Below are 17,693 nucleotides of genomic sequence, written 5' to 3'. Positions count from 1 at the left end.
AGCGCGTCTTGGAGTTCTTCGACGGAGATTTCGTCGAGATGGTCCATTAGATACTGTACAGCACTCCGTGCCGATAGTTCTAATGGCTACTATAGTAGCGGAACTCGTGTTCAGTCTCGTAACGGATCTCCTCGGTCTCGTCTTGACGGACGTGGTGCGTACCGTCGATCAACCCGGTCAGGAATGTGGCCCGATATATTTTATTGGCAGCTATCGTAAGCCCAGTATGGCAGACGGCGAACAAGAATCCGAGTCCGAAGCAGAATCGGCAGACGACGAGACGGAACGTGAAGGTGAGCGGGTGATGAATCGTGCAGACGGCGCAGAGATTCTGCGAGAAGTCGCTGCTGGTGTCGAGAACGGGACGATCGACATCGAAGGAGAGAACGGTTTCTCGGTGGCGGTACCGGAGCGATTCGAACTGGAAGTCGAGTACGAAACTACTGACGACGAGGCAGAGTTCGAAGTCGAACTCGAATGGCAACTGGAAGACGGCGAAGCAGTACCGGCAGACGAATAATTCGTACGCCGGTCTCCGTTGTAGACAAACGTGGTAATCTGGCTTTGTCAAAACCCTCTGATGGAGATTGGATTGGAATCCTCAACGGTCAGTACAGCGAACATATCTAGTATATCCTGGTTCAGTTGTCATGAACAGACACAAAAAGTAGCGATTTTTATTTGGCGATGAGAGGACAGGATATGGACGATGCCGCCCTCCTTCGTCAGACAATCCGACGATGTACGGCAATCCTCGTTGCGACCATCACAATTACTGGTGTGAGCCTCCAGCGGGCATCAGAGGCAGGTCTGCTGATCCTCATAGCCACGGGTACAATTGTATATCTCGTCAATGAGTTCTTCATAGAGGCTCCTACTGTCGATGATTCTGATGATCGCTTGGAAGGAGAGTGACTAATTCGCAGTTCTGACGAACGGCTGTTTCAGCGGAGAGAGTGTCGATCAAATAGGGTTTCAACAGAGCAAATTCTGCTAGTCAGTCTCACCTTGATGTAAGCACACTCCGGAGGCTATCGCTATGAGTAGAATCCCCCGGCCGTGTATCCGGTTTCCAGAGGAAGAGCGAGGACGAGCAGATATGCGAGCAACGAAACGGCGACAAGGTTCAGAACTAAGGATTTCGCCATGAGTCGCCGCTTCTTGAGAGAGTCCACTAGTTGGTCGATGGTCAACTCCAACCCCATCGAGAGCATCGTCGAGAGGACGAAGATCGTCGTCGCAAAATCTTCTATCCAACCAACTGTGACCTCGACCATCCGTACGTCTTGTACGGCGTACCAACAGAAATATCCACCAATACGTTGGGCGTCTCTTGTACTGGCATTCGGGGCTATCAGAATTGCGCTGCCCGATACAAGCAGTTTCTACGGAGTCAGAAAAATGCTGACGGTGGTCATTCTTCCGGGCGGGATTCGATATCTCCGTGTTGTCCTGACCTCGTTGGAGTTCGGGGTGAGAAGCGTTCGTTGGGCCCTGTGACTGGTGCGACAATCTGTACTAGTTCTGTTTGTCCTCGTCTATCTCGGGTTTGAGGACGGCGTTCACATATTCGTCTGCGGTTTGTCTGGCCGTTGCAAGCGTATCCGTTTCGTCAAGTACGACTGCCCGAGCACGAGCGCCGTCAACGATAGTCATGAGTGCGCGTGCTGTATGTTCGGTGTCGACGTCGTGGAATACATCTTCCTGGATGCCGTGGTCCATCACAGTCTTGAGCATGTACCGGACGTATTCGTCGTTCTGTTGGAATCGCTTTCCGAATGCTTCCTTGTACGGTGCTTGACTCCGCATCTCTAGGACAGCGATCAACAGGTCGCGATGGTCCTCTGGAGCGACGAGTAATTTATCGAGTAAGAGATTCAGTCGCTGCTCGGGATCGGTCGTTTCGACCTCGTGAATCGTATTGACGAACCGTTCGAGGATATAGTCGAGAAATGCGACGAGCAGATCGTCTTTCGTGTCGTAGTGGTAATGGACAGCAGCGGTCGATTTGCCGTACTCGTCAGCGATCCGCTTGATTGTGAGGTCAGCGTAACCGTGTTCTTGAAGTACGCGATAGGTCGCACGCATGATCTCCTCATTAGAATCCGAAGAAGTCCGTTCCGGCGGTTCAGCCATTGGTCCAATATTAGTCCTGCGCCAGATAACTGTTTTGACCGCCTCATTAGTCCCAGAGATTCGGAATACCGGCTGTATACTGAATGCAGGCCGGAACTCCGGTGTTCCCTCGTCCGGATTATCCTTCCAAACCCTTTTGACTAACTAGTTAGTAAGTATGTTATTGACCAAATGGCGGACGACCCAGCCACCGAAATCCTGGATGCGACGTATCGTGCCCTCTGTGAGCACGGCTACGCAAACCTCACACTCCAGGATATCGCTACTGAAGCAGATACGAGCAAGGGATCGATCCACTATCACTACGATTCCAAAGACCAGTTGTTCGTTGCCTTCCTCGACGAACTGTACGAGCGGTTCACCGACCGCGTGAACTCACACGACGGTGACACGCCGCGTGAACAGCTTGAAGCGCTCCTCCAGGTTTTACTCACGACCGACGCCGACTCGTCGCTGAGAGCATTCCGAACCGCGATGCTCGAACTGACAGCACAAGCCCCGTACAATTCGACTCTCCAAGAACGCCTCACCGACTTCGACGAGTTCCTGATCGAACAGTTACGAGAAATACTCGCATCTGGCGTGGACACCGGCGAATTCGACGATAATATCAATCCAGTCCACGATGCAGAATACCTCGCAACGACGATCACCGGCGCACACACTCGCCACGTCGCCATCAACCACTCCTCTGACCAACTCTACGACACGATGACCAGATACATCGAACGACAGCTGCTCGCCGACGAGCAAGCGGAGGTCGCACAGTAATGGGGCTGTTACGCCGTCTCAGTTCACTCTTCAAAGGCCCCGAAGAGTTCGACCTCACGTCGGGCGGCATCGGGAAGCCACTGTTCTTCCTGTCGATGCCGATCGTCGTCACGAACCTCTTCCAGACCGCGTACAACCTCGCCGACACGTTCTGGCTCGGCCAGTACAGTACGGACGCGCTCGCCGCGATCAGCTTCGCGTTCCCGATGGTGTTCCTGCTCATCTCGCTCGGAATGGGGATTTCAGTCGCCGGCAGCGTCCTCGTCGCACAATTCACCGGTGCGGATGAGGAACGTGAAGCCGAGTACGCCGCCTCCCAGACGGTGACGTTCGCCGTCATCGCCTCAATCCTTCTCGGCAGCGTCGGGTACTTCGGTGTCGACACGTTCCTTGACCTGATGGGCGCGTCGCAAGACGTGTTGCCGCTGGCAACGAGTTACATGGAAGTCATTTCGCTCGGGCTCGTGTTCATGTTCGGGTTTGCCGTCTTCGTCGCACTCATGCGCGGATATGGCGACACTATCACCCCGATGCTTGTCATGTTTGGGTCGGTCGTACTCAATATCATCATCGATCCGTTCCTGATCTTCGGGTGGACAGTCGTCGAGAACGCGCCGCTCGTCGGGACTATCGCGTTCCCGGAACTCGGTATTCAGGGCGCGGCCATCGCCACCGTGTTCTCGCGTGCGCTCGCACTGGTCGTGGGCCTGGCGATCATGTTCGGCGGTAACCGAGGCGTCCAGATCCACCTCCGAGATATGGTCCCGGACCTCTCGTATCTCCGCCGGCTCGTTCGCATCGGCCTCCCCGCGTCCATCGAAGGTACTGGCCGAGCGTTGTCGATGAACCTCCTGCTGGTCATCGTTGCGATGTTTCCGGACACAGTCGTCGCCGCGTACGGCATCGGCACGCGTGTCTTCTCAGTTGCCTTCCTCCCCGCCCTCGCCGTCGCCCGCGGTGTCGAAACGATGACCGGCCAGAACATCGGGGCCGACAAACCGGACCGAGCCGCGCAGGCGGCGTGGCTGGCGGCGAAAGTTCTCTTCGGGCTCCTCACGGTCGCGGGAATCGCTGCCTTCCTGTTCCCTGAACCCATCGTCTCGGTGTTCGTCGGTGCAGACCAGGCGAACGCCGGCCAGGTAATTGAGATCGGAGCGGAGTTCATTCGGTACGTCGCACTGACGTTCGGGTTTATGGGCATTATGCGGGCGTACACAGGCAGTTTCCGGGGGGCTGGGAAAACGCTCACTGCGGCGGCGATCTCCGTGCTGACGCTCGGTGTCATTCGCTTCCCGGTCGCGTGGATCACCGCAGGCCCGTTCGGAGAAACGGGTGTCTGGCTGTCGTTCGCGGTCTCGAACATCGCCGGAGCAATCATCGCCTACGCGTGGTACCAGCGCGGCACGTGGCGCAGGAGCGACCTGACCGAATCAAAAGTCGATCTCGACGAAACGAGTGTCGAAGCAGTTGCTGGTGATGATTGATACCAATGACTGACTCACCCCCCGTCCCCTCATCACGGATCGAGCGGCACATAGAGCGGGTGCTCAATGATGCAGACGAGGCCAGTCTACCGCTCGTCCGGGATGTACTACACGAATCCCCCGACAGGTGGTATGGACAGCTGGTAGTGAGCATGTATGATTCCCTGTCGGATCGCCAGGACTACGGGGCCGTCCTTCCTGCCGCCGCCGCGATCGAACTACTCCGAGGATACGTCCGTCTCCGAAGCCGGCTGTTCGTTACGCTCACTGACAACCACGCGCACTCACTCACGATGGATCCGACGTCGGCGCTGCTGGCGGGGGATTATCTGTATACGGCGGCGTTCTCGTTACTCGGTTCGGCACCTGACTCCCCGCCGGGCGACTGTTTCGAGACACTGACGACGGTTCTCGAAACCGTCACGGAAGCGTTTGCCCGCACCTACACGTCGGCCGGATCGGCAGATCACGATCAAGTGATGTTTCTCGACGAAACAGCCGGAAGTCTCGGTGAAGGTGCTGCCGCCCTCGGAGCGACGCTGGCTGATTTCGACGGGCCGGATCGCTCTCACTGTGAGCGACTCGGACGCGATCTCAGTACCGCCCGTCAGTTCCACCAAATCCTGAATACGGATCCTAACGAGGCAATGATTGTTCCACCCACGGTCAACGAGTCACGACTCCATCTGCATGCAGAACAGCGACGAAATGACGCTACCCAGGCTATCGACACCCTGTCAGAGACTGTAGACGTAACACGTCTGCGAGTGTTTGCCGAGACGACTGTAACGAAACAGGACCAGTGGAGCCCAGCAACCGATGACAACGCACTCGATTAATGTCCCGGACGCCTGGCAGATTCACACCGCAAACGGGCGATACGAGGAAACGATGTTCGAATTCCAGTTCGAGAGCCCTGCATCTACCGACATATCTGTACGGCTCATAGGGCAAAGTAGCGCTGAGTACGACGCCATCTATACTATTACGGTCGTCATTGATAACAGCGAAGAACATTCTGTGACTGCTGGCGAGTGTTCGTCAGAAGCAGAGGCAATGGAGACAACCGAAGAGTCACTGAACTCTCTCCAGCGGTCAATCCGCGCTAAGGCCTGCACCCTCGACGAACTTGACGTCGAAACGTTTGAAGCGATAGTCGGCCGATATCGATACGGCACACTCAGATATCGACCTCGATCGCTCCTCAACACATTCCGGAACTCACCGGATAGTGACTAGATCAGAAGATGACCACGGAATCTCAAGACGCCGTCCTCGAACACCTAACGTCAATCCAACAGTCCCTCGATCTGGACGAAAACATTCAGCAGTACGCGGAGCTCCTTATTTCAGAACTCACAACGCAAGAGCTGCAGATCCGATCCCCCGCCCGTACAGCTGCAGCATGCTTCCTCATTGCCTGTCGCTTGCGAGAGACTCCAATTCGTGTGACCAAGATAGCCGACGCCTCCGATGCTACCAAATCAGAGATCCTCAACGAAAAGAAACGGATCTCGGACACGCTAGAACTCGGAATACCGAATGACGATCCAACTGTAATCCTTGAAGAAGCGTGCAACAAGCTTTCGCTCTCTGACGAGATCCAAGCTCGTGCACAACAAATAGCTGACTTGGGTATCGAAGCCGGAGTCACCAGTGGGGTTTCCCCATATACGTACGCGGCAGCTGTACTCTACATCACAAGCTCAGCCGCCAACACTGACCTCTCCCAGGTAGACATCGCCGACCAATTCGACGTATCGACAGCCACACTCCGAGACAGACGTGACGACCTACTCAACACAACCGGAAGCCACCTGTTCGAACTGCAATACCCGACAGCACCGCCCGAAGCCATCTCGCTCGTCAACGATCTGCTTCACCACGCACAGACCGTCAAATGGGCACAGGGCAAACGTCATATGGGCATCCTCGCTGGAGCATGGTGGTATGCAGCGAACAAATATCAAATCGAAACCAACGTATCAGAACTCACGGCTCTCACTGGCGTGAGTGAATCAACGATCCGTGCCCGCTACGAAGACTTTGTCCGTTCTCATAATGACTAGGCGTTGTTGAATTCCCATACAGCACGTTTGTAGCGGTCGTGAATCCTATCGGAACGACTCTCAGAGAAAGATTTTGGACAGCTTGGTCGGTATTGCACAGATATGGCGGCGCTCACGGCGGTTCTGTTCTGGATAGCGGTTCCAGCAGCAACAGTTATCATCACGACGCTCTTGGGGACACTTCTGACCCGGTTCCGCCTCTGGCCGTCGGGAGATGATACGCGAAAGTGGCTCTATTGAAATTCTCATCAGCTGATAGTTTCACACCCCAATCGCTCAGTACAGTGGGTCTATCTATCGATCAAGACAGAAGCGGTCTCTTGGAAAACGTTTCTAAACTGGCAGACGTTCAAGGGCTTGTTCAACCGAGACCTCCCGGAGCTGCTGGTCTATCCAGTCATCGTCAGAACCAAATGAGGGAGCGCTTACCTCAGAGTCGCCGGTAAGTGACTCAACAGTCGTTTCGAACCATTCCCTTGCCGGCTGGCGTGGCTGACGTATTGAGAATTCTGCATTGCTCGGACGGCCATCTGGAGCATACACATAGCAGTGATCTATCCGTCGATGAGCGCTTTGGAGTGTGATGTTATCTACGTCGGGAGACGTGGGTGACACATCTGGGACGAGGAGAGTCGTTATCGCCCGGTCGTTGATCGCTCGCAATAGCTGCTCTGCATCAGATTCGACGGTGACGTTTTTGTGGTCGGGATAGATGTCGAGCATCCGGTAGTCCACCGGTTCGCTGGTGGCCTGAAAAGTATAGTAGTCCGGATACTCGAAGAAATCCTCTTCGCGGGTTTCTCTGAGATAATCGTAGAACGCAGTGACACACGAGAGAATAAAGTTACCAGCACCGAGTCCCTCAGTCCCCGTCCCCATCACGACACCCACTCGGTCATCCGACGTCACGGATGGTATCACTGTTTCTCTGGGGACTACGTCTCCATCGACCTGATACTCAAACGAAGCACCATCCAACTCTTTTGCCGTGTGCATCTGTCACAAGGAGATGGCTTCCGTGGTTGTAAATAATCACAGGGAGACTGTACTCAGCTACTCAATCCGCTCTCTTCAGCAACCGACTGTTTCAGCTAAGAACATATCTAAAAAATAGGATTTCAACAGAGCCGTGTAGGTATGTTCGCCTGAGCATTTGTGTCGACAGCGTGGTTCTCTCGTATAAATCTGGCTCCCGGTTAGTCAGGAAACGATGTGCGGGGGAACGGAGGGTGTCGAGAACCCCTCCCGGACGTGCTAAGTAATGAAACACGAGGGAGCGTCATCTACTGATGCTCTGAGCAGGCGTGTAGTCCCTACGCTACAATATATCGGATTTCAGGTAATAGCTCTGATAACCGTGCCGAGATAGGCTGAAACTCACATTCTTATTTTTCATCCAAATATCCGGTGAGTTCATTTGTAGGTTTCCAAACGCCGAATCTCTGACTTCCACAACCTCGGAGGATAGTTTTGATGTGTGCCTTCAATTCAAGCTTGAGTGTATCGTATAGAAACGGTTAAATACCGTCTTCTTTTTCTAACTCTTCGACCGCAAGCACGGTTGTGAGCCGGTCGGCCACGCTCGGGTCGAACACCCCGGCCAGCTCCATTGCCTCCGACTCGTGTGTCTCCAGATCGAGCACACTCCGGAAGAACCACGAAAGCGTTACATACGACTCGTGTAGGTCTGTCGCCCGGTCGCGCCCCGCGTCCGTAAGCGTCGCCCCTTCGTACGGTTCGTATCCCACCAACCCACGGTCGTCGAGTCGCTGGAGCATCTCCGTCACTGACGGCGGGGATTTGTCCAGTCGGTCAGCCACGGCTCCCGAGGAGACTGGTGCTCCATTTCGCTGCGATTCGATGTACACGGCCAGCACGTATTGGTCTGCGCCGCTCATCTCGTTCCAGGGCCGTCTGACGTCTCTTGGGTTGACTCCTTGGTCTGATCAGCTGACTCCGTCTCGGTGTCCGTCGCTTCGCCATCGGCTCCGAAGAGCGCGAGATACACCCACGCCCATGCGCTCGCACGTCGTCGACAAGGGCCTTCGGTCATCTGTCAGGCCCTCCGGACCAGATGGTCTCGCACGGTTCGTTGGCATCCTTGACACGTTTCGGTGAGTCTTGCGACTGTCGCCAAGACCGGATGGTCGACTGAGAAATCCTGATAGAGGTACGGCATGAGACTTCGGTGACGGACGCCGGCGTCGACACTGTTGTTCGTCGTCTTCCGGAGGAATTCTTGGCGGTCGCGAGCCACCTCCTCACAGCGGTCGCGGTGGCTGGCCAACGTATCGTGGCGCTGTTGCAGTGCGTCGAAACCGAGGTCGGTTAGTGGCGTCTCGTTCGCGTCGACGATCCAGGCGATGATGTTGTCGATCGCCGCACCCGCCTCGTCGAGGTGCGCTTCCTCGCGTTCGAGCGCTTTCCGTAACGCGGTCGCTTCCGATTTCCGGGACCGCGCTTCGGCGAGGACCATCTGTTTGAGATCGGGAGTGAACGAGGCCTCTGTCGTTGGGGCGAGTGCTACTGCGATTGCGTCAGTAAACTCCTCGCGGATCGTTTCCAGCAAGGACTCGGTCTGGTCGATGTCGGCGACGCTGTGGGGGCGAATCGTTTCAGCGAACGCCCTTCGGACAGGCCGACAGCCATCGGTATTGGACGCGTCTGCGGAGAGGTGGGTGACCCCACCGGCTGTTGTGAGGCCAGCCACCGATGACGGCGTCTGCTCGGGCTGTAGCTGCTGTACCCGATTGATGAACGTCTCGTAGGCGTCCCGCATCTCAGCGATGGCTTCCTGCTCGGATCGAGCGCGCGTTCGCGCTTGCTCGATATAGGTGTCGACGGCCATCTCACACCTTCCCGTCGATCGACGCACTCACGAGGCCGCTCTGGTCTCCCGTGTCCGCGAGGCTGAACGTGAGTTGCCAGCCGTCGTCTACGGCGGTCACCTGGACGGACTGTGGGGACTGCTCCGTGTGGTGTCGACAGAGTTCAAGCGTCAACGGCAACACGGGGAGTCGCTTGTCGTGCGCTGAAAGCGCGTACCCGGAGATCTGTACGACGACGGCTCCGGCACCGCCGTCGAGGCCGACTGAGTACGGTGAGCGCGTGTAGCTCTCGATGAACCCCCGCTGTTCGAGTGCCGTGAGGCTCGCATCGAGCGGGCTATCGTCGTCGCTGGGCGACTCTAGTCGAGTTGCGGCGTCGGTGAGGACCTCGGCCTGGTCGGCAGGGGTCAGACGCTTGTGGAGTTCGCTAGCCATGCTCTCGAGGAGGCACAGACAGAGCTCGTCGGGATCGCCCACGGTCTCGGCGTGCTGGAAATAGGCGTGCATAACGGCGCTCTCAACGCCGTCGTACCCTCTCTCAGAAAGCGTCTCGAAGACCGCCCCAGCGACGCGGTGGCAGAACTCGACGAGGTCATGACGCTCTGGCGTGGCGCTGTCGGTGAGGACGGGGTCGGTGAGTCTGTCTTGGGGGCTGTCTGTCTCCGACTCCCGTGCGTGCGCGGCTGTCGTGTCTCGGGACATCTCTTCACAGACGATTAGGTCGTAGAAAGGGACCTGCGGGTCGTAGCGTCGCAGCGCCGAGCGGTACTGTTCGGTGGCCCGAGCAGCGGCCCGTGCGGTGGCCCGGTCCGGGAACCGAGTGCCGGCCGCCGGGACCGGTCGGTCGCCCGTGCGGCCACAGCGGACGTAGTACTGGCCGTCTTTGGTCCCGAGGCCGTCGATGTGTTCCCTGATGTCGATAAGTGTCGGGCCGACCATACTTACTCTGAAACCCCATTTGATGGCCTTTTTGAACCGGAATCGGGCCTGTTCGAAGGTCCGACAGACCACTCATAGTCAGTCCTGTAGCATTGTTTGTCGACCGAGACGCTGCGCATATCGAGTGTCGTTTTCAGGACTGGCGAATACGCACCCCACTCGGGAGCGTATCGATTCTCTAACTGCTCTCTGAGAGGCGTCAGCTGGTCACCTCTCGCAGGTGGCCCCTCATCGGCGGCCCCTCGCTTAGATGCTTGTCCGCGACGATACCACGTGGAATGCGACGGTACCATCGCTTATTCGACAATGACGGAACCGACCATCCCTGCAGCCTCATGAGGAACACAGAAGTACTCGTGTGTCCCGGTCGCTTCGAACGTGTGGACGTACGATTGGCCGGATTGAACGGCACCCTCACCTTCCTCCCAGCCCTCGCGGGCGGCCTCCTCGCTTTCGAACCCGCCGGAGGCCCAATACTCCGCATCTTCTGGAATTTCGCCCTCATATGCAACGACGTTGTGTGGTTCCCCTGCAGCGTGCTCCCACGCGACTGTATCGCCCTGCTGGATCGTCAGTTCCTCCGGCTCGAAGGCGACAGCCTGCATATTGACCACGTGGTCGGCGTCGTCCGGCACCCCATCCTGAATGTTGGGGCCGCCCTGAAGATCCGTTTCCTCACTCCCGCCCCCCGACTCGCCGCCGCTACCCTCGCCGACAGGGGCTTCGTCGACAGCCCCAACGACGGCGAACTGCGCACGAATCGAAGCGTCGGCGTACGCTGTCGCTGCGCTCCTGACGCCCGACCCTGACTCGATCGCGCCGATATAGTCGTTCAGCGCGGACTCGTATCCTTCGTAGGCGCTCTCGTCGGCCTCTTCGAGCATCTCGTGGACTTCTGCCTCCTCGAAAGCAGCGAAAGTGTCTTGCATAATCGACGTCGCTGCCCCGCCGAACGACCCGCCGCCGGATTCAACGACCGCGTAGATCGCCGCGACCGCCTCGTCGTTGAACGCTCGGGACTGTTCTCCGACGTTTCCACCCTCCTGAGCAGCGTTCGACGCGGCATCGAGAGCGGCCTCGAAGGACTCATAACGGTCGTGGTCGGCCTCTTCGAGTGCCTCGTGGAACCCGCCAGCCCCCGCCTCGAAGTGCTGGAAGGCTGCCTGGACCAGCGACCCGGCGCGCTCGTTTTCTCCGAGAACGTCGAGAACGCCTGCGTTGAAGACCCGAGCGGCCATGTAGCCGCTCTCGACGGCGCTCACCTGTGCTGTTGACCCGGCAGCCGTCTCGAAGGTTAAAAGCGTCTCTCGGATGCCGCTCACGTGTTCGTCGACGGCCCCGTCGTTGCCCTCCTCGAACGCCGTGATCAGCCCGTTGAGGTGTTCTTCCTCGAAGGTCTCGTACAGCGATTCGTCGGTCTCTTCTAGCGTCTCGTGGAAGTCGGCCTCGTTGGCCTCGAAGGTCTCGAACAGGCCGCGCACTGTTTCGGCAGCGACCGCCCCTTCACCGAGACGGTACCGTTCGTGAGCGTCCTCGATTCGAGCCTTGAAATAACCCGCCTCGAGCAACGCCGGCTCGGCACTGCTTCCCAGCGCCTCGATGCCCTCGACCAACGCGTCGTTGATTGTCTCGACCGCTGACGCGACGCCCTCGGCATCGTCGTTCTCGATGGCGGTCGAGAGCGCACTCAGCCCGTCGTCCTCGAACCGGGTGTACGCGTCCTCACTGGCCTCTTCGAGAGCCTCGTGAGCACGGGCGCCCTCGAAGTGAGCGAAGACGTTCTCGACGCGCTGCCGCGCCGCCTCGGCGTGCCCGCGCTCGTAGAGCCAGGCCGCGTCGTGGATCCGTGCCCGATAGATCGTCAATGCCGCCGCGTGAGCAAACTCCGTCGAGGGGCCGCCCATCGACGCGAGCGCCGCGGCGTCCCAACCCTGGCCCTGATAGGACGCGATTTGCCCCGCGCCCGCGAGTTCTTCGCTAGTAGCGACGGCATAAGCTCCAGTGGCCGACGCGTTCAACGCCGTGCTCGTTGCACTACGAAGCGACTCCATGTCACCGGATTGGGCGGCTGAGATCGCGTCTTCCATCGCACCTTCGAGCGACTCGTAGGCCTCACTGTCGGCGCTTTCGACCGCATCATGAGCGGGCGAGGTTTCCCACCATCCCAGCACCTCCTGGCCGACCGACGCCGCGCCCTCGGTGTCGCCGGCGGCGGCGAGCAGTTCGACGTTGTTGACCGCCGTACCGAACCGGAGGACTTCCAGCGCGTTCGCCCCGGTCTCGCCCACGCGTGTGACGGTCGCCTCGCGGAGGTTCGTGTGTGCCGCCTCCCAGCCGCCGCGGGCGGCCTCGACGTCACCCCTCAGCCCCTCGTTCATGACGACCAGCCCGTCCTCCTCGAAGCCCTCGTAGTTGTCCTCACTCGTCTCCTCGAGGAACTCGTGGGCACCGTACTCGCCATTAGCGCCTTCGAAGCGGGCAAAGACGTCCTGTCCGACGCTCGCCCCCGCCTCGGCGTGGCCGGCGACGCCCAACGAGAACGCGTCATCAAGCCGCATCCGCATCGCGTTCCATTCCGCGGCGACTGCGGCGTGCGTCGGATCTGATTGGACAGCCTCCTCGTCATCCGAAGTATCGTCGGTGTCGGTCGTCTCGTCCGTTGACTGTTCTTCATCAGCGTTTGGCGTCGACTCCTCACCGCCAAAGATTCCGCTACAACCCGCGAGGGCAACGCCGACTATTGCTGCGCTTGTTCCCTTTAGCCAGGTTCGTCGTGTCTCTTGCACATATTTTAGGCCAGCCTAAAAGTATGTAAAACCGTCGATTTTTTGGCCAACCTAAAATCTAAATTGCCCTGTTTTTCACAGAGAGCCCGTCGTTGATCGGTCAGTGAATGGATCTTCGTCATACGTGGATCAGTCTCCGTCTCCACTAGTCGTGGCGCCTGTCGGGTCGAACTCGCCGCGCTGGATACCCTCTCTGACTGGCTCGTGTTCGGCGTCGCTTGGAGGTGGTGCCGTCACGAATAATACTTCGAGCCGCTCGGCCTCGTCAGCTCGAATCCCCCGGGGGGTTCCCGCCTCGATGACAACGATATCACCTGGCGAAACTCGATGTGTCTTCTCGTCTTCACGAATGATACCGGTCCCCGCTCGAACGCTGATGACGACGTCACTCGCCGGCGCATGAACCGGGATGAACTGCCCGGGCTCGAAATAGCCACAGACGACCTTCGAGCGATCCGTCCGAAACACCTCCTGTGCGGAGAAACGCTCGTCTTCGTACGTTCGCTCCGCGTCGAAATCAATGGCGGGCATCGATAGTTACCCCGTTCGGCAGAGATCGCACCCGATCGACCAGACGCCGATGAGGACGATTACTACAGGAACGTGGGCGATGGCGAGCAACGGAAGCGTCAGCCAGCCCAGGTTTAGTGCAGTCCCGACCGTTCGGACACCTGTCCCCAACAGCGGAAGTGCGAGGAGTGCCCCAAGAGTAATTCCGAAGCGGACCGGGAGTGATTGGTCGTCGATCGTGTGCTGAATATGACCGATATGTTCGCGTATCATTCCACTCATATGCTGGCAAGCTTTTGCGTTGCTCGAACTCCTGATTTAGTGTTCGTCTGACTGCGAACGATTTTAGGCTCGCCTAAATCCATACAGACGCTACTGGCGGTGGCTATTGAATCAGCATTTTCCCGAATATGTTCCCTTAAGCGCGGGGGGGATCCTCCCGCTCTCTGAATGAGGCTGGGCAAGCTTCAGACACTTCGAACAACGCTCTGGACCATTAATTTGCTACCAATAGGACGACACAGACCAGACCCGGGGCCACTTCCGTCAAGACAGCGCAATCGAGATGTGATGCAGGACTCGCTAGATCCGCTCTCGGATCGCGCCTGCCGGATGACCCACGCCTACAAGACAGGAATCAAACTCAGGGAAACACTACGAGATGGAGTGTGTCTCCGGGCGGCTGTGAGTGAGGTCACCATCCATATGGAGCATCTTGAGGACGGCTATCCGAGCTGGCACCCAGCACCCGATTCGTTTCGGGCGATGCTCCGGTTGTTCATCTATCGGGAAATCACGGGCGATAGTTACCGGACCCTCGAAACGTACCAGGAACTCGCTGAACCGTTCGGGCTAGAACACGTTCCCGACGAGGCCGTCCTCTCTCGAGCTTGGCGGAACCGATTCGACGACGGGGTTCGCGAGTACGTGACTGTCGCCGCTCACTACGTGGTCAAAGAGATCCACGACTACGGTCCCTCAGTGCCCGCAGTGCGCCCGAAAGACGAGGTCACAGATTCGAAGCCTGAGTCGACCGACGACGATGAGCAAGACGAGTCTGGGGGCGCTGAGTTTTCCGACGAGCAGATCCACCGAACGACACGCCTCGCACGAAATCACGGCTTCGACGGATTCGACTCTGGCCGAGCGCAGAACGCCTCCTACGAAGATACGCAGTTCTTCGAGCTACAGACGTTCATGGGGATGGTCGGCTGTGGTACCGCGCAGGGTGCTGCAAGGTTTCAGTTCCGACGGGGGGGGAGAGTATGGCCCGCATGGGGACACGCACCTGCGAGCGGTCAAGCAATTCGAGCCAGAAGCGCTGATCGAGGGCTTCGATGAGGCCAGCGACCGGTTGCTTTCGGTTATCGCCTCGGAGGCATCGTTTCGGCGTCCGGTCACTGCAGCAATCGACATCACGACGATCCCGTACTACGGCGACGTTGAGGAGATGCCGATGGTCAGTGGGGTGCAGGGTGAGGAAGAGCGAGCATTCAAATTTGCGACACTCTCGATTATCGGCCAGAACATTCCGCTGGTACTCGCTGTCGAGCCGATTCGGGAGAGCTCAGCGTGGGATAGGAATCCGCCGAATCAGGTTCACCGTGTTGTTCGGCGGCTCGTTCAACGAGCAAAAGAACATGTCCCTGTAGAGACCGTGCTGTGTGACCGCGAGTTCGATTCTAAGCGAGTCTACCAGACGCTCTCAAATCTCGGCGTGAACTATCTCATCCCCACTCGAATCAACAGCACTGAGCGGGAAGCCATAGAAACAATGGAGGCCAACGGACAAGCCGTCGCGGTAGAATCGGCGTCCGTTCACGTCGAATCAGGAAGTCACTCAATGCAGTTCCTGTACGTGCCGTCGACGAATGGTGAGGGGACGACTGTCTTCGCCACGAATCTCCGAATCGGCCCCGAGGAGGCCGAGTCGTTCTGTCGCCGCTACAGCCACCGCTGGCAGATCGAAAACGAGTACAAGAGCATCAAGAACGACTTCCTCGCAAAGACCTCCTCGAAGGATTACCGTGTAAGGCTGTTCTACTTCGTGTTCGCGGTCTTGCTCTACAACATCTGGCGGCTCACGGACTTCCTGCTGAAAGCTGGCGTTGACGGCGAGATGGACTATGCGCCCGTGTTGACCGCGGGTGAATGTGTCGAAGTCGTCGTTTCGGCGCTGATCCCACCCGACTGACCGGTCGCTTCCCTTACCGAGTTCGCCACCTGAGAGTGGTAACGCTGTTCAGTAGCGCCAGAATCTGCGAAATTTTGGACGTTCTCTTGGCAGATTGGATCAGGACTGTTCAAAATAGCTGCTCAATTGGTGAATGGAACACGAATAGACGACGGCCCAGCCCAAAACTGGCCTATCCTCCGAAACTGTGGGCTTTCCCACCAACGACTCGATAGTATAGTGAATGACGATTCATTTTGGCATTCAAAAGAACAGGAGAGGGCCGATTCTGAGATCCTCGTTCGATGCCGGGCCATCCTCATAACATTCCTTATTCTGTGAATCTGTGATTCACTGATCGACGTCTTCCTTGGCGAGTTCGCGAATTTTCTCCTTCGTTTCCTCCTGGTGCTCGCCAAACGCTACCTCGAAAACACCGCGGTAGAAGTGCTTGTTTTTCTCCAGCGTGATGTCCTCGCGTTTGAGCTGCTTTTTTAGGCGAGTGAACGTGATCTCGATGTCCTCGCTTTGCTCCGGTTCAACGTATATCGTGGCTGAATCCCAATCTTCGCGGATGTTCAGCGGTTCATCATCTGTCTCTCCTGCCTCTCTGGTCGACGAATCAGTATCGGTCGTGGATGCTGTTCTCTGCTGATCTGATCGATCCTCGGTTGCTGCCGCAGTTTCACGACCCTGTTCTTCCGATTCCTCCGACGTCTCTGTGGTCTCCTCGTCTGCGACCGCGTCCTCCTCATCCACCTCGTCTGAGGGATCCTCGAACCGCTCGTCCATTCCCCGGGGCATTCTTACGCCTCCACCTGCGTTTTGTCAAACGCTCGTTCCATCGTCTCCGCAACCTCCAGGAAGAGGTCGCGCTCTACTTGCTGGTCGTTCGCGTCTTCCCATCCGAAAATATCTCGTCCGTTGTCCCACGCACGTTGGATTGCTACTCGCATCGGGAGTTTGAAAATCGGTGCCATCGACGCGAAGGACTCGTCGAAGGAGTTGAGGAACTTTTGCGACTGACCGTCGTCCCGGTACATGTTCGCCAGGAGTCCAACGATTGCGATCTCGATCTGCTGGTTGTCCTCGATGGACTCCAGCTGGTCCCACAGATCGTCAAGTGCATCCCGTGATGTTGCTTGGGTCTGTGCAGCCAGGAAGACGTTCTGAGCCGCGATGAAGGCCGCGTCCGTCAGGACTGAGAGGTCGGGAGGGCAATCGACTACGATGAAATCGTAGTTGTATCCGTCGTCAACCATCTCTTCGAGGGCGAGTTTCAGCGAGAGACGAGCATTCGCATCGTCCATCCAATCTCGAGCAAGGCCCATGTCCTTGTGACTGGGAATCAAGTCGAAGTTCAGATGGTCGTACTCATCGGCTTCGATCACGATTTCTGAAAGACTAGTATCGTGCGTGCGCGGATTGTCGACGAGTACGTCGAGTAGGTTCTCGTCATCGGTGACTAGTGTGTTGGGGAGTTCGTTCTTCGGGCTTGATGGATCGTTGTCGTCGCCCGGACCCAGTCCAAGCCCTTTCGTCATGTCGGCCTGTGGATCCATATCGATTGCAAGAACATCGTGGTCGCGAGTGGCCAGCGCCGCGGCACTGTTGATCGTCGCCGTTGTCTTTCCTGTCCCGCCTTTCTGGTTGCCGAAGGCGATCGTGGGGATGCCAGTCGATGGTGTGACGCCCCATCCACGAGGTGTCTCGGTCATAGTTCGATCATTGAATCAATGACTCATAAATCTATGTCAGACACTCAGTCGTACCTCTGTTAATCTGAATGTGCTGAATACGAGAAGCTGAATATCTGTAGAGTGCAATTTTTCGTTCTCTGCCTTCCGTCACTGAATCACTGAATCTTGGATTCAACGATTCACAACGTCTGGATTTCATTGAATCATTGAATTTGTTGCGCAGGTTAAGAATCCTTGGATCCGCAATTCAAAATCTAAAACATTCACTGATTCACTGATTCACTGATTCACTGATTC

The 17,693-nt window shown here is 57.3% G+C and carries 18 protein-coding genes and 1 pseudogene; 9 read left to right on the top strand and 10 right to left on the bottom strand.

Annotated elements, in window-relative coordinates; all coding sequences use genetic code 11:
- Positions 1–226: 226 nt before the first annotated feature.
- Positions 227–520 (top strand): amphi-Trp domain-containing protein, encoded by a 294-nt coding sequence (locus tag BLW38_RS15190; RefSeq protein WP_092818037.1) that lies wholly within the window; start codon positions 227–229, stop codon positions 518–520.
- A 182-nt stretch (positions 521–702) separates the two neighbouring features.
- Complete coding sequence (locus BLW38_RS15185; protein ID WP_092818036.1) at positions 703–915, top strand: hypothetical protein; 213 nt, start codon at positions 703–705, stop codon at positions 913–915.
- 122 nt (positions 916–1,037) lie between these two features.
- Here BLW38_RS15185 and BLW38_RS15180 read toward each other — a convergent pair whose 3' ends face one another.
- The gene (locus tag BLW38_RS15180) at positions 1,038–1,277 is read right to left on the bottom strand and encodes a hypothetical protein (protein WP_092818034.1); all 240 of its coding nucleotides are present in this window, start codon (positions 1,275–1,277) and stop codon (positions 1,038–1,040) included.
- A gap of 241 nt (positions 1,278–1,518) precedes the next feature.
- Positions 1,519–2,136, bottom strand: a complete 618-nt coding sequence (locus BLW38_RS15175) for a TetR/AcrR family transcriptional regulator (RefSeq protein ID WP_092818033.1) — start codon at positions 2,134–2,136, stop codon at positions 1,519–1,521.
- A gap of 171 nt (positions 2,137–2,307) precedes the next feature.
- On the opposite strand from BLW38_RS15175, the gene BLW38_RS15170 reads away from it, so the two are divergent.
- The 6 genes from BLW38_RS15170 (at position 2,308) to BLW38_RS16400 (ending at position 6,700) form a co-directional block, all read left to right on the top strand.
- A complete protein-coding gene (locus tag BLW38_RS15170; RefSeq protein WP_092818032.1) occupies positions 2,308–2,907 on the top strand; it encodes a TetR/AcrR family transcriptional regulator in 600 nt (199 codons plus the stop codon).
- A complete protein-coding gene (locus BLW38_RS15165) occupies positions 2,907–4,391 on the top strand; it encodes an MATE family efflux transporter (protein ID WP_092818031.1) in 1,485 nt (494 codons plus the stop codon). The genes BLW38_RS15170 and BLW38_RS15165 overlap by 1 nt, the downstream gene beginning before the upstream one ends.
- A gap of 152 nt (positions 4,392–4,543) precedes the next feature.
- Complete coding sequence (locus BLW38_RS15160) at positions 4,544–5,230, top strand: polyprenyl synthetase (RefSeq protein WP_394327091.1); 687 nt, start codon at positions 4,544–4,546, stop codon at positions 5,228–5,230.
- Positions 5,211–5,630, top strand: a complete 420-nt coding sequence (locus BLW38_RS15155) for a hypothetical protein (RefSeq protein WP_143040921.1) — start codon at positions 5,211–5,213, stop codon at positions 5,628–5,630. Before BLW38_RS15160 ends, BLW38_RS15155 begins: the two co-directional genes overlap by 20 nt.
- 8 nt (positions 5,631–5,638) lie before the next feature.
- Positions 5,639–6,460: a transcription initiation factor IIB family protein gene (locus BLW38_RS15150; protein WP_092818028.1), complete on the top strand. Its 822-nt coding sequence runs from the start codon at positions 5,639–5,641 to the stop codon at positions 6,458–6,460.
- A 102-nt stretch (positions 6,461–6,562) separates the two neighbouring features.
- Positions 6,563–6,700: a hypothetical protein gene (locus BLW38_RS16400; protein ID WP_177167541.1), complete on the top strand. Its 138-nt coding sequence runs from the start codon at positions 6,563–6,565 to the stop codon at positions 6,698–6,700.
- 93 nt (positions 6,701–6,793) lie between these two features.
- On the opposite strand, the gene BLW38_RS15145 is transcribed toward BLW38_RS16400, so the two are convergent.
- The 6 genes from BLW38_RS15145 to BLW38_RS15120 form a co-directional block, all read right to left on the bottom strand.
- Complete coding sequence (locus BLW38_RS15145; protein WP_092818027.1) at positions 6,794–7,456, bottom strand: hypothetical protein; 663 nt, start codon at positions 7,454–7,456, stop codon at positions 6,794–6,796.
- 521 nt (positions 7,457–7,977) lie between these two features.
- Positions 7,978–8,358, bottom strand: a complete 381-nt coding sequence (locus BLW38_RS15140) for a metal-dependent transcriptional regulator (protein ID WP_092818026.1) — start codon at positions 8,356–8,358, stop codon at positions 7,978–7,980.
- 158 nt (positions 8,359–8,516) lie between these two features.
- Positions 8,517–9,308, bottom strand: a complete 792-nt coding sequence (locus tag BLW38_RS15135) for a DUF7260 family protein (RefSeq protein ID WP_092818025.1) — start codon at positions 9,306–9,308, stop codon at positions 8,517–8,519.
- Position 9,309: 1 nt separating this feature from the next.
- The gene (locus BLW38_RS15130; RefSeq protein WP_092818024.1) at positions 9,310–10,227 is read right to left on the bottom strand and encodes a DUF7551 domain-containing protein; all 918 of its coding nucleotides are present in this window, start codon (positions 10,225–10,227) and stop codon (positions 9,310–9,312) included.
- A 296-nt stretch (positions 10,228–10,523) separates the two neighbouring features.
- Positions 10,524–13,013: a DUF5059 domain-containing protein gene (locus BLW38_RS15125; RefSeq protein ID WP_092818023.1), complete on the bottom strand. Its 2,490-nt coding sequence runs from the start codon at positions 13,011–13,013 to the stop codon at positions 10,524–10,526.
- Between the two features lie 129 nt (positions 13,014–13,142).
- Positions 13,143–13,544: a cupin domain-containing protein gene (locus BLW38_RS15120; protein WP_092818022.1), complete on the bottom strand. Its 402-nt coding sequence runs from the start codon at positions 13,542–13,544 to the stop codon at positions 13,143–13,145.
- 549 nt (positions 13,545–14,093) lie between these two features.
- Here BLW38_RS15120 and BLW38_RS15110 point away from each other — a divergent pair.
- Positions 14,094–15,717 (top strand): annotated as a pseudogene (locus BLW38_RS15110) (transposase).
- A gap of 330 nt (positions 15,718–16,047) precedes the next feature.
- On the opposite strand, the gene BLW38_RS15105 reads toward BLW38_RS15110, so the two are convergent.
- Positions 16,048–16,488: a hypothetical protein gene (locus tag BLW38_RS15105; RefSeq protein ID WP_177167542.1), complete on the bottom strand. Its 441-nt coding sequence runs from the start codon at positions 16,486–16,488 to the stop codon at positions 16,048–16,050.
- Positions 16,489–16,502: 14 nt separating this feature from the next.
- On the bottom strand, positions 16,503–17,414 hold the full coding sequence (locus BLW38_RS15100; protein WP_092818020.1) for a ParA family protein: 912 nt from the start codon (positions 17,412–17,414) through the stop codon (positions 16,503–16,505).
- Positions 17,415–17,693: the final 279 nt, after the last annotated feature.

The organism is Halopenitus malekzadehii, assembly GCF_900108505.1.
GTDB classification, from domain to species: Archaea; Halobacteriota; Halobacteria; order Halobacteriales; family Haloferacaceae; genus Halopenitus; species Halopenitus malekzadehii.
The sequence above is the reverse complement of the archived record's forward strand: the minus strand, read 5'-3'. Positions and strand labels throughout refer to the sequence as shown.

Bases quoted from the DNA above. Each gene is read 5' to 3' on its own strand.
- BLW38_RS15100 (WP_092818020.1), bottom strand. From the start codon at position 17,414: ATGACCGAGACACCTCGTGGATGGGGCGTCACACCATCGACTGGCATC.
- BLW38_RS15170 (WP_092818032.1), top strand. From the start codon at position 2,308: ATGGCGGACGACCCAGCCACCGAAATCCTGGATGCGACGTATCGTGCC.
- BLW38_RS15165 (WP_092818031.1), top strand. From the start codon at position 2,907: ATGGGGCTGTTACGCCGTCTCAGTTCACTCTTCAAAGGCCCCGAAGAG.
- BLW38_RS15145 (WP_092818027.1), bottom strand. From the start codon at position 7,456: ATGCACACGGCAAAAGAGTTGGATGGTGCTTCGTTTGAGTATCAGGTC.
- BLW38_RS15175 (WP_092818033.1), bottom strand. From the start codon at position 2,136: ATGGCTGAACCGCCGGAACGGACTTCTTCGGATTCTAATGAGGAGATC.
- BLW38_RS15150 (WP_092818028.1), top strand. From the start codon at position 5,639: ATGACCACGGAATCTCAAGACGCCGTCCTCGAACACCTAACGTCAATC.
- BLW38_RS15120 (WP_092818022.1), bottom strand. From the start codon at position 13,544: ATGCCCGCCATTGATTTCGACGCGGAGCGAACGTACGAAGACGAGCGT.
- BLW38_RS15105 (WP_177167542.1), bottom strand. From the start codon at position 16,488: ATGGACGAGCGGTTCGAGGATCCCTCAGACGAGGTGGATGAGGAGGAC.
- BLW38_RS15190 (WP_092818037.1), top strand. From the start codon at position 227: ATGGCAGACGGCGAACAAGAATCCGAGTCCGAAGCAGAATCGGCAGAC.
- BLW38_RS15155 (WP_143040921.1), top strand. From the start codon at position 5,211: ATGACAACGCACTCGATTAATGTCCCGGACGCCTGGCAGATTCACACC.
- BLW38_RS15180 (WP_092818034.1), bottom strand. From the start codon at position 1,277: ATGGTCGAGGTCACAGTTGGTTGGATAGAAGATTTTGCGACGACGATC.
- BLW38_RS15160 (WP_394327091.1), top strand. From the start codon at position 4,544: ATGTATGATTCCCTGTCGGATCGCCAGGACTACGGGGCCGTCCTTCCT.
- BLW38_RS15130 (WP_092818024.1), bottom strand. From the start codon at position 10,227: ATGGTCGGCCCGACACTTATCGACATCAGGGAACACATCGACGGCCTC.
- BLW38_RS15185 (WP_092818036.1), top strand. From the start codon at position 703: ATGGACGATGCCGCCCTCCTTCGTCAGACAATCCGACGATGTACGGCA.
- BLW38_RS16400 (WP_177167541.1), top strand. From the start codon at position 6,563: ATGGCGGCGCTCACGGCGGTTCTGTTCTGGATAGCGGTTCCAGCAGCA.
- BLW38_RS15140 (WP_092818026.1), bottom strand. From the start codon at position 8,358: ATGAGCGGCGCAGACCAATACGTGCTGGCCGTGTACATCGAATCGCAG.
- BLW38_RS15135 (WP_092818025.1), bottom strand. From the start codon at position 9,308: ATGGCCGTCGACACCTATATCGAGCAAGCGCGAACGCGCGCTCGATCC.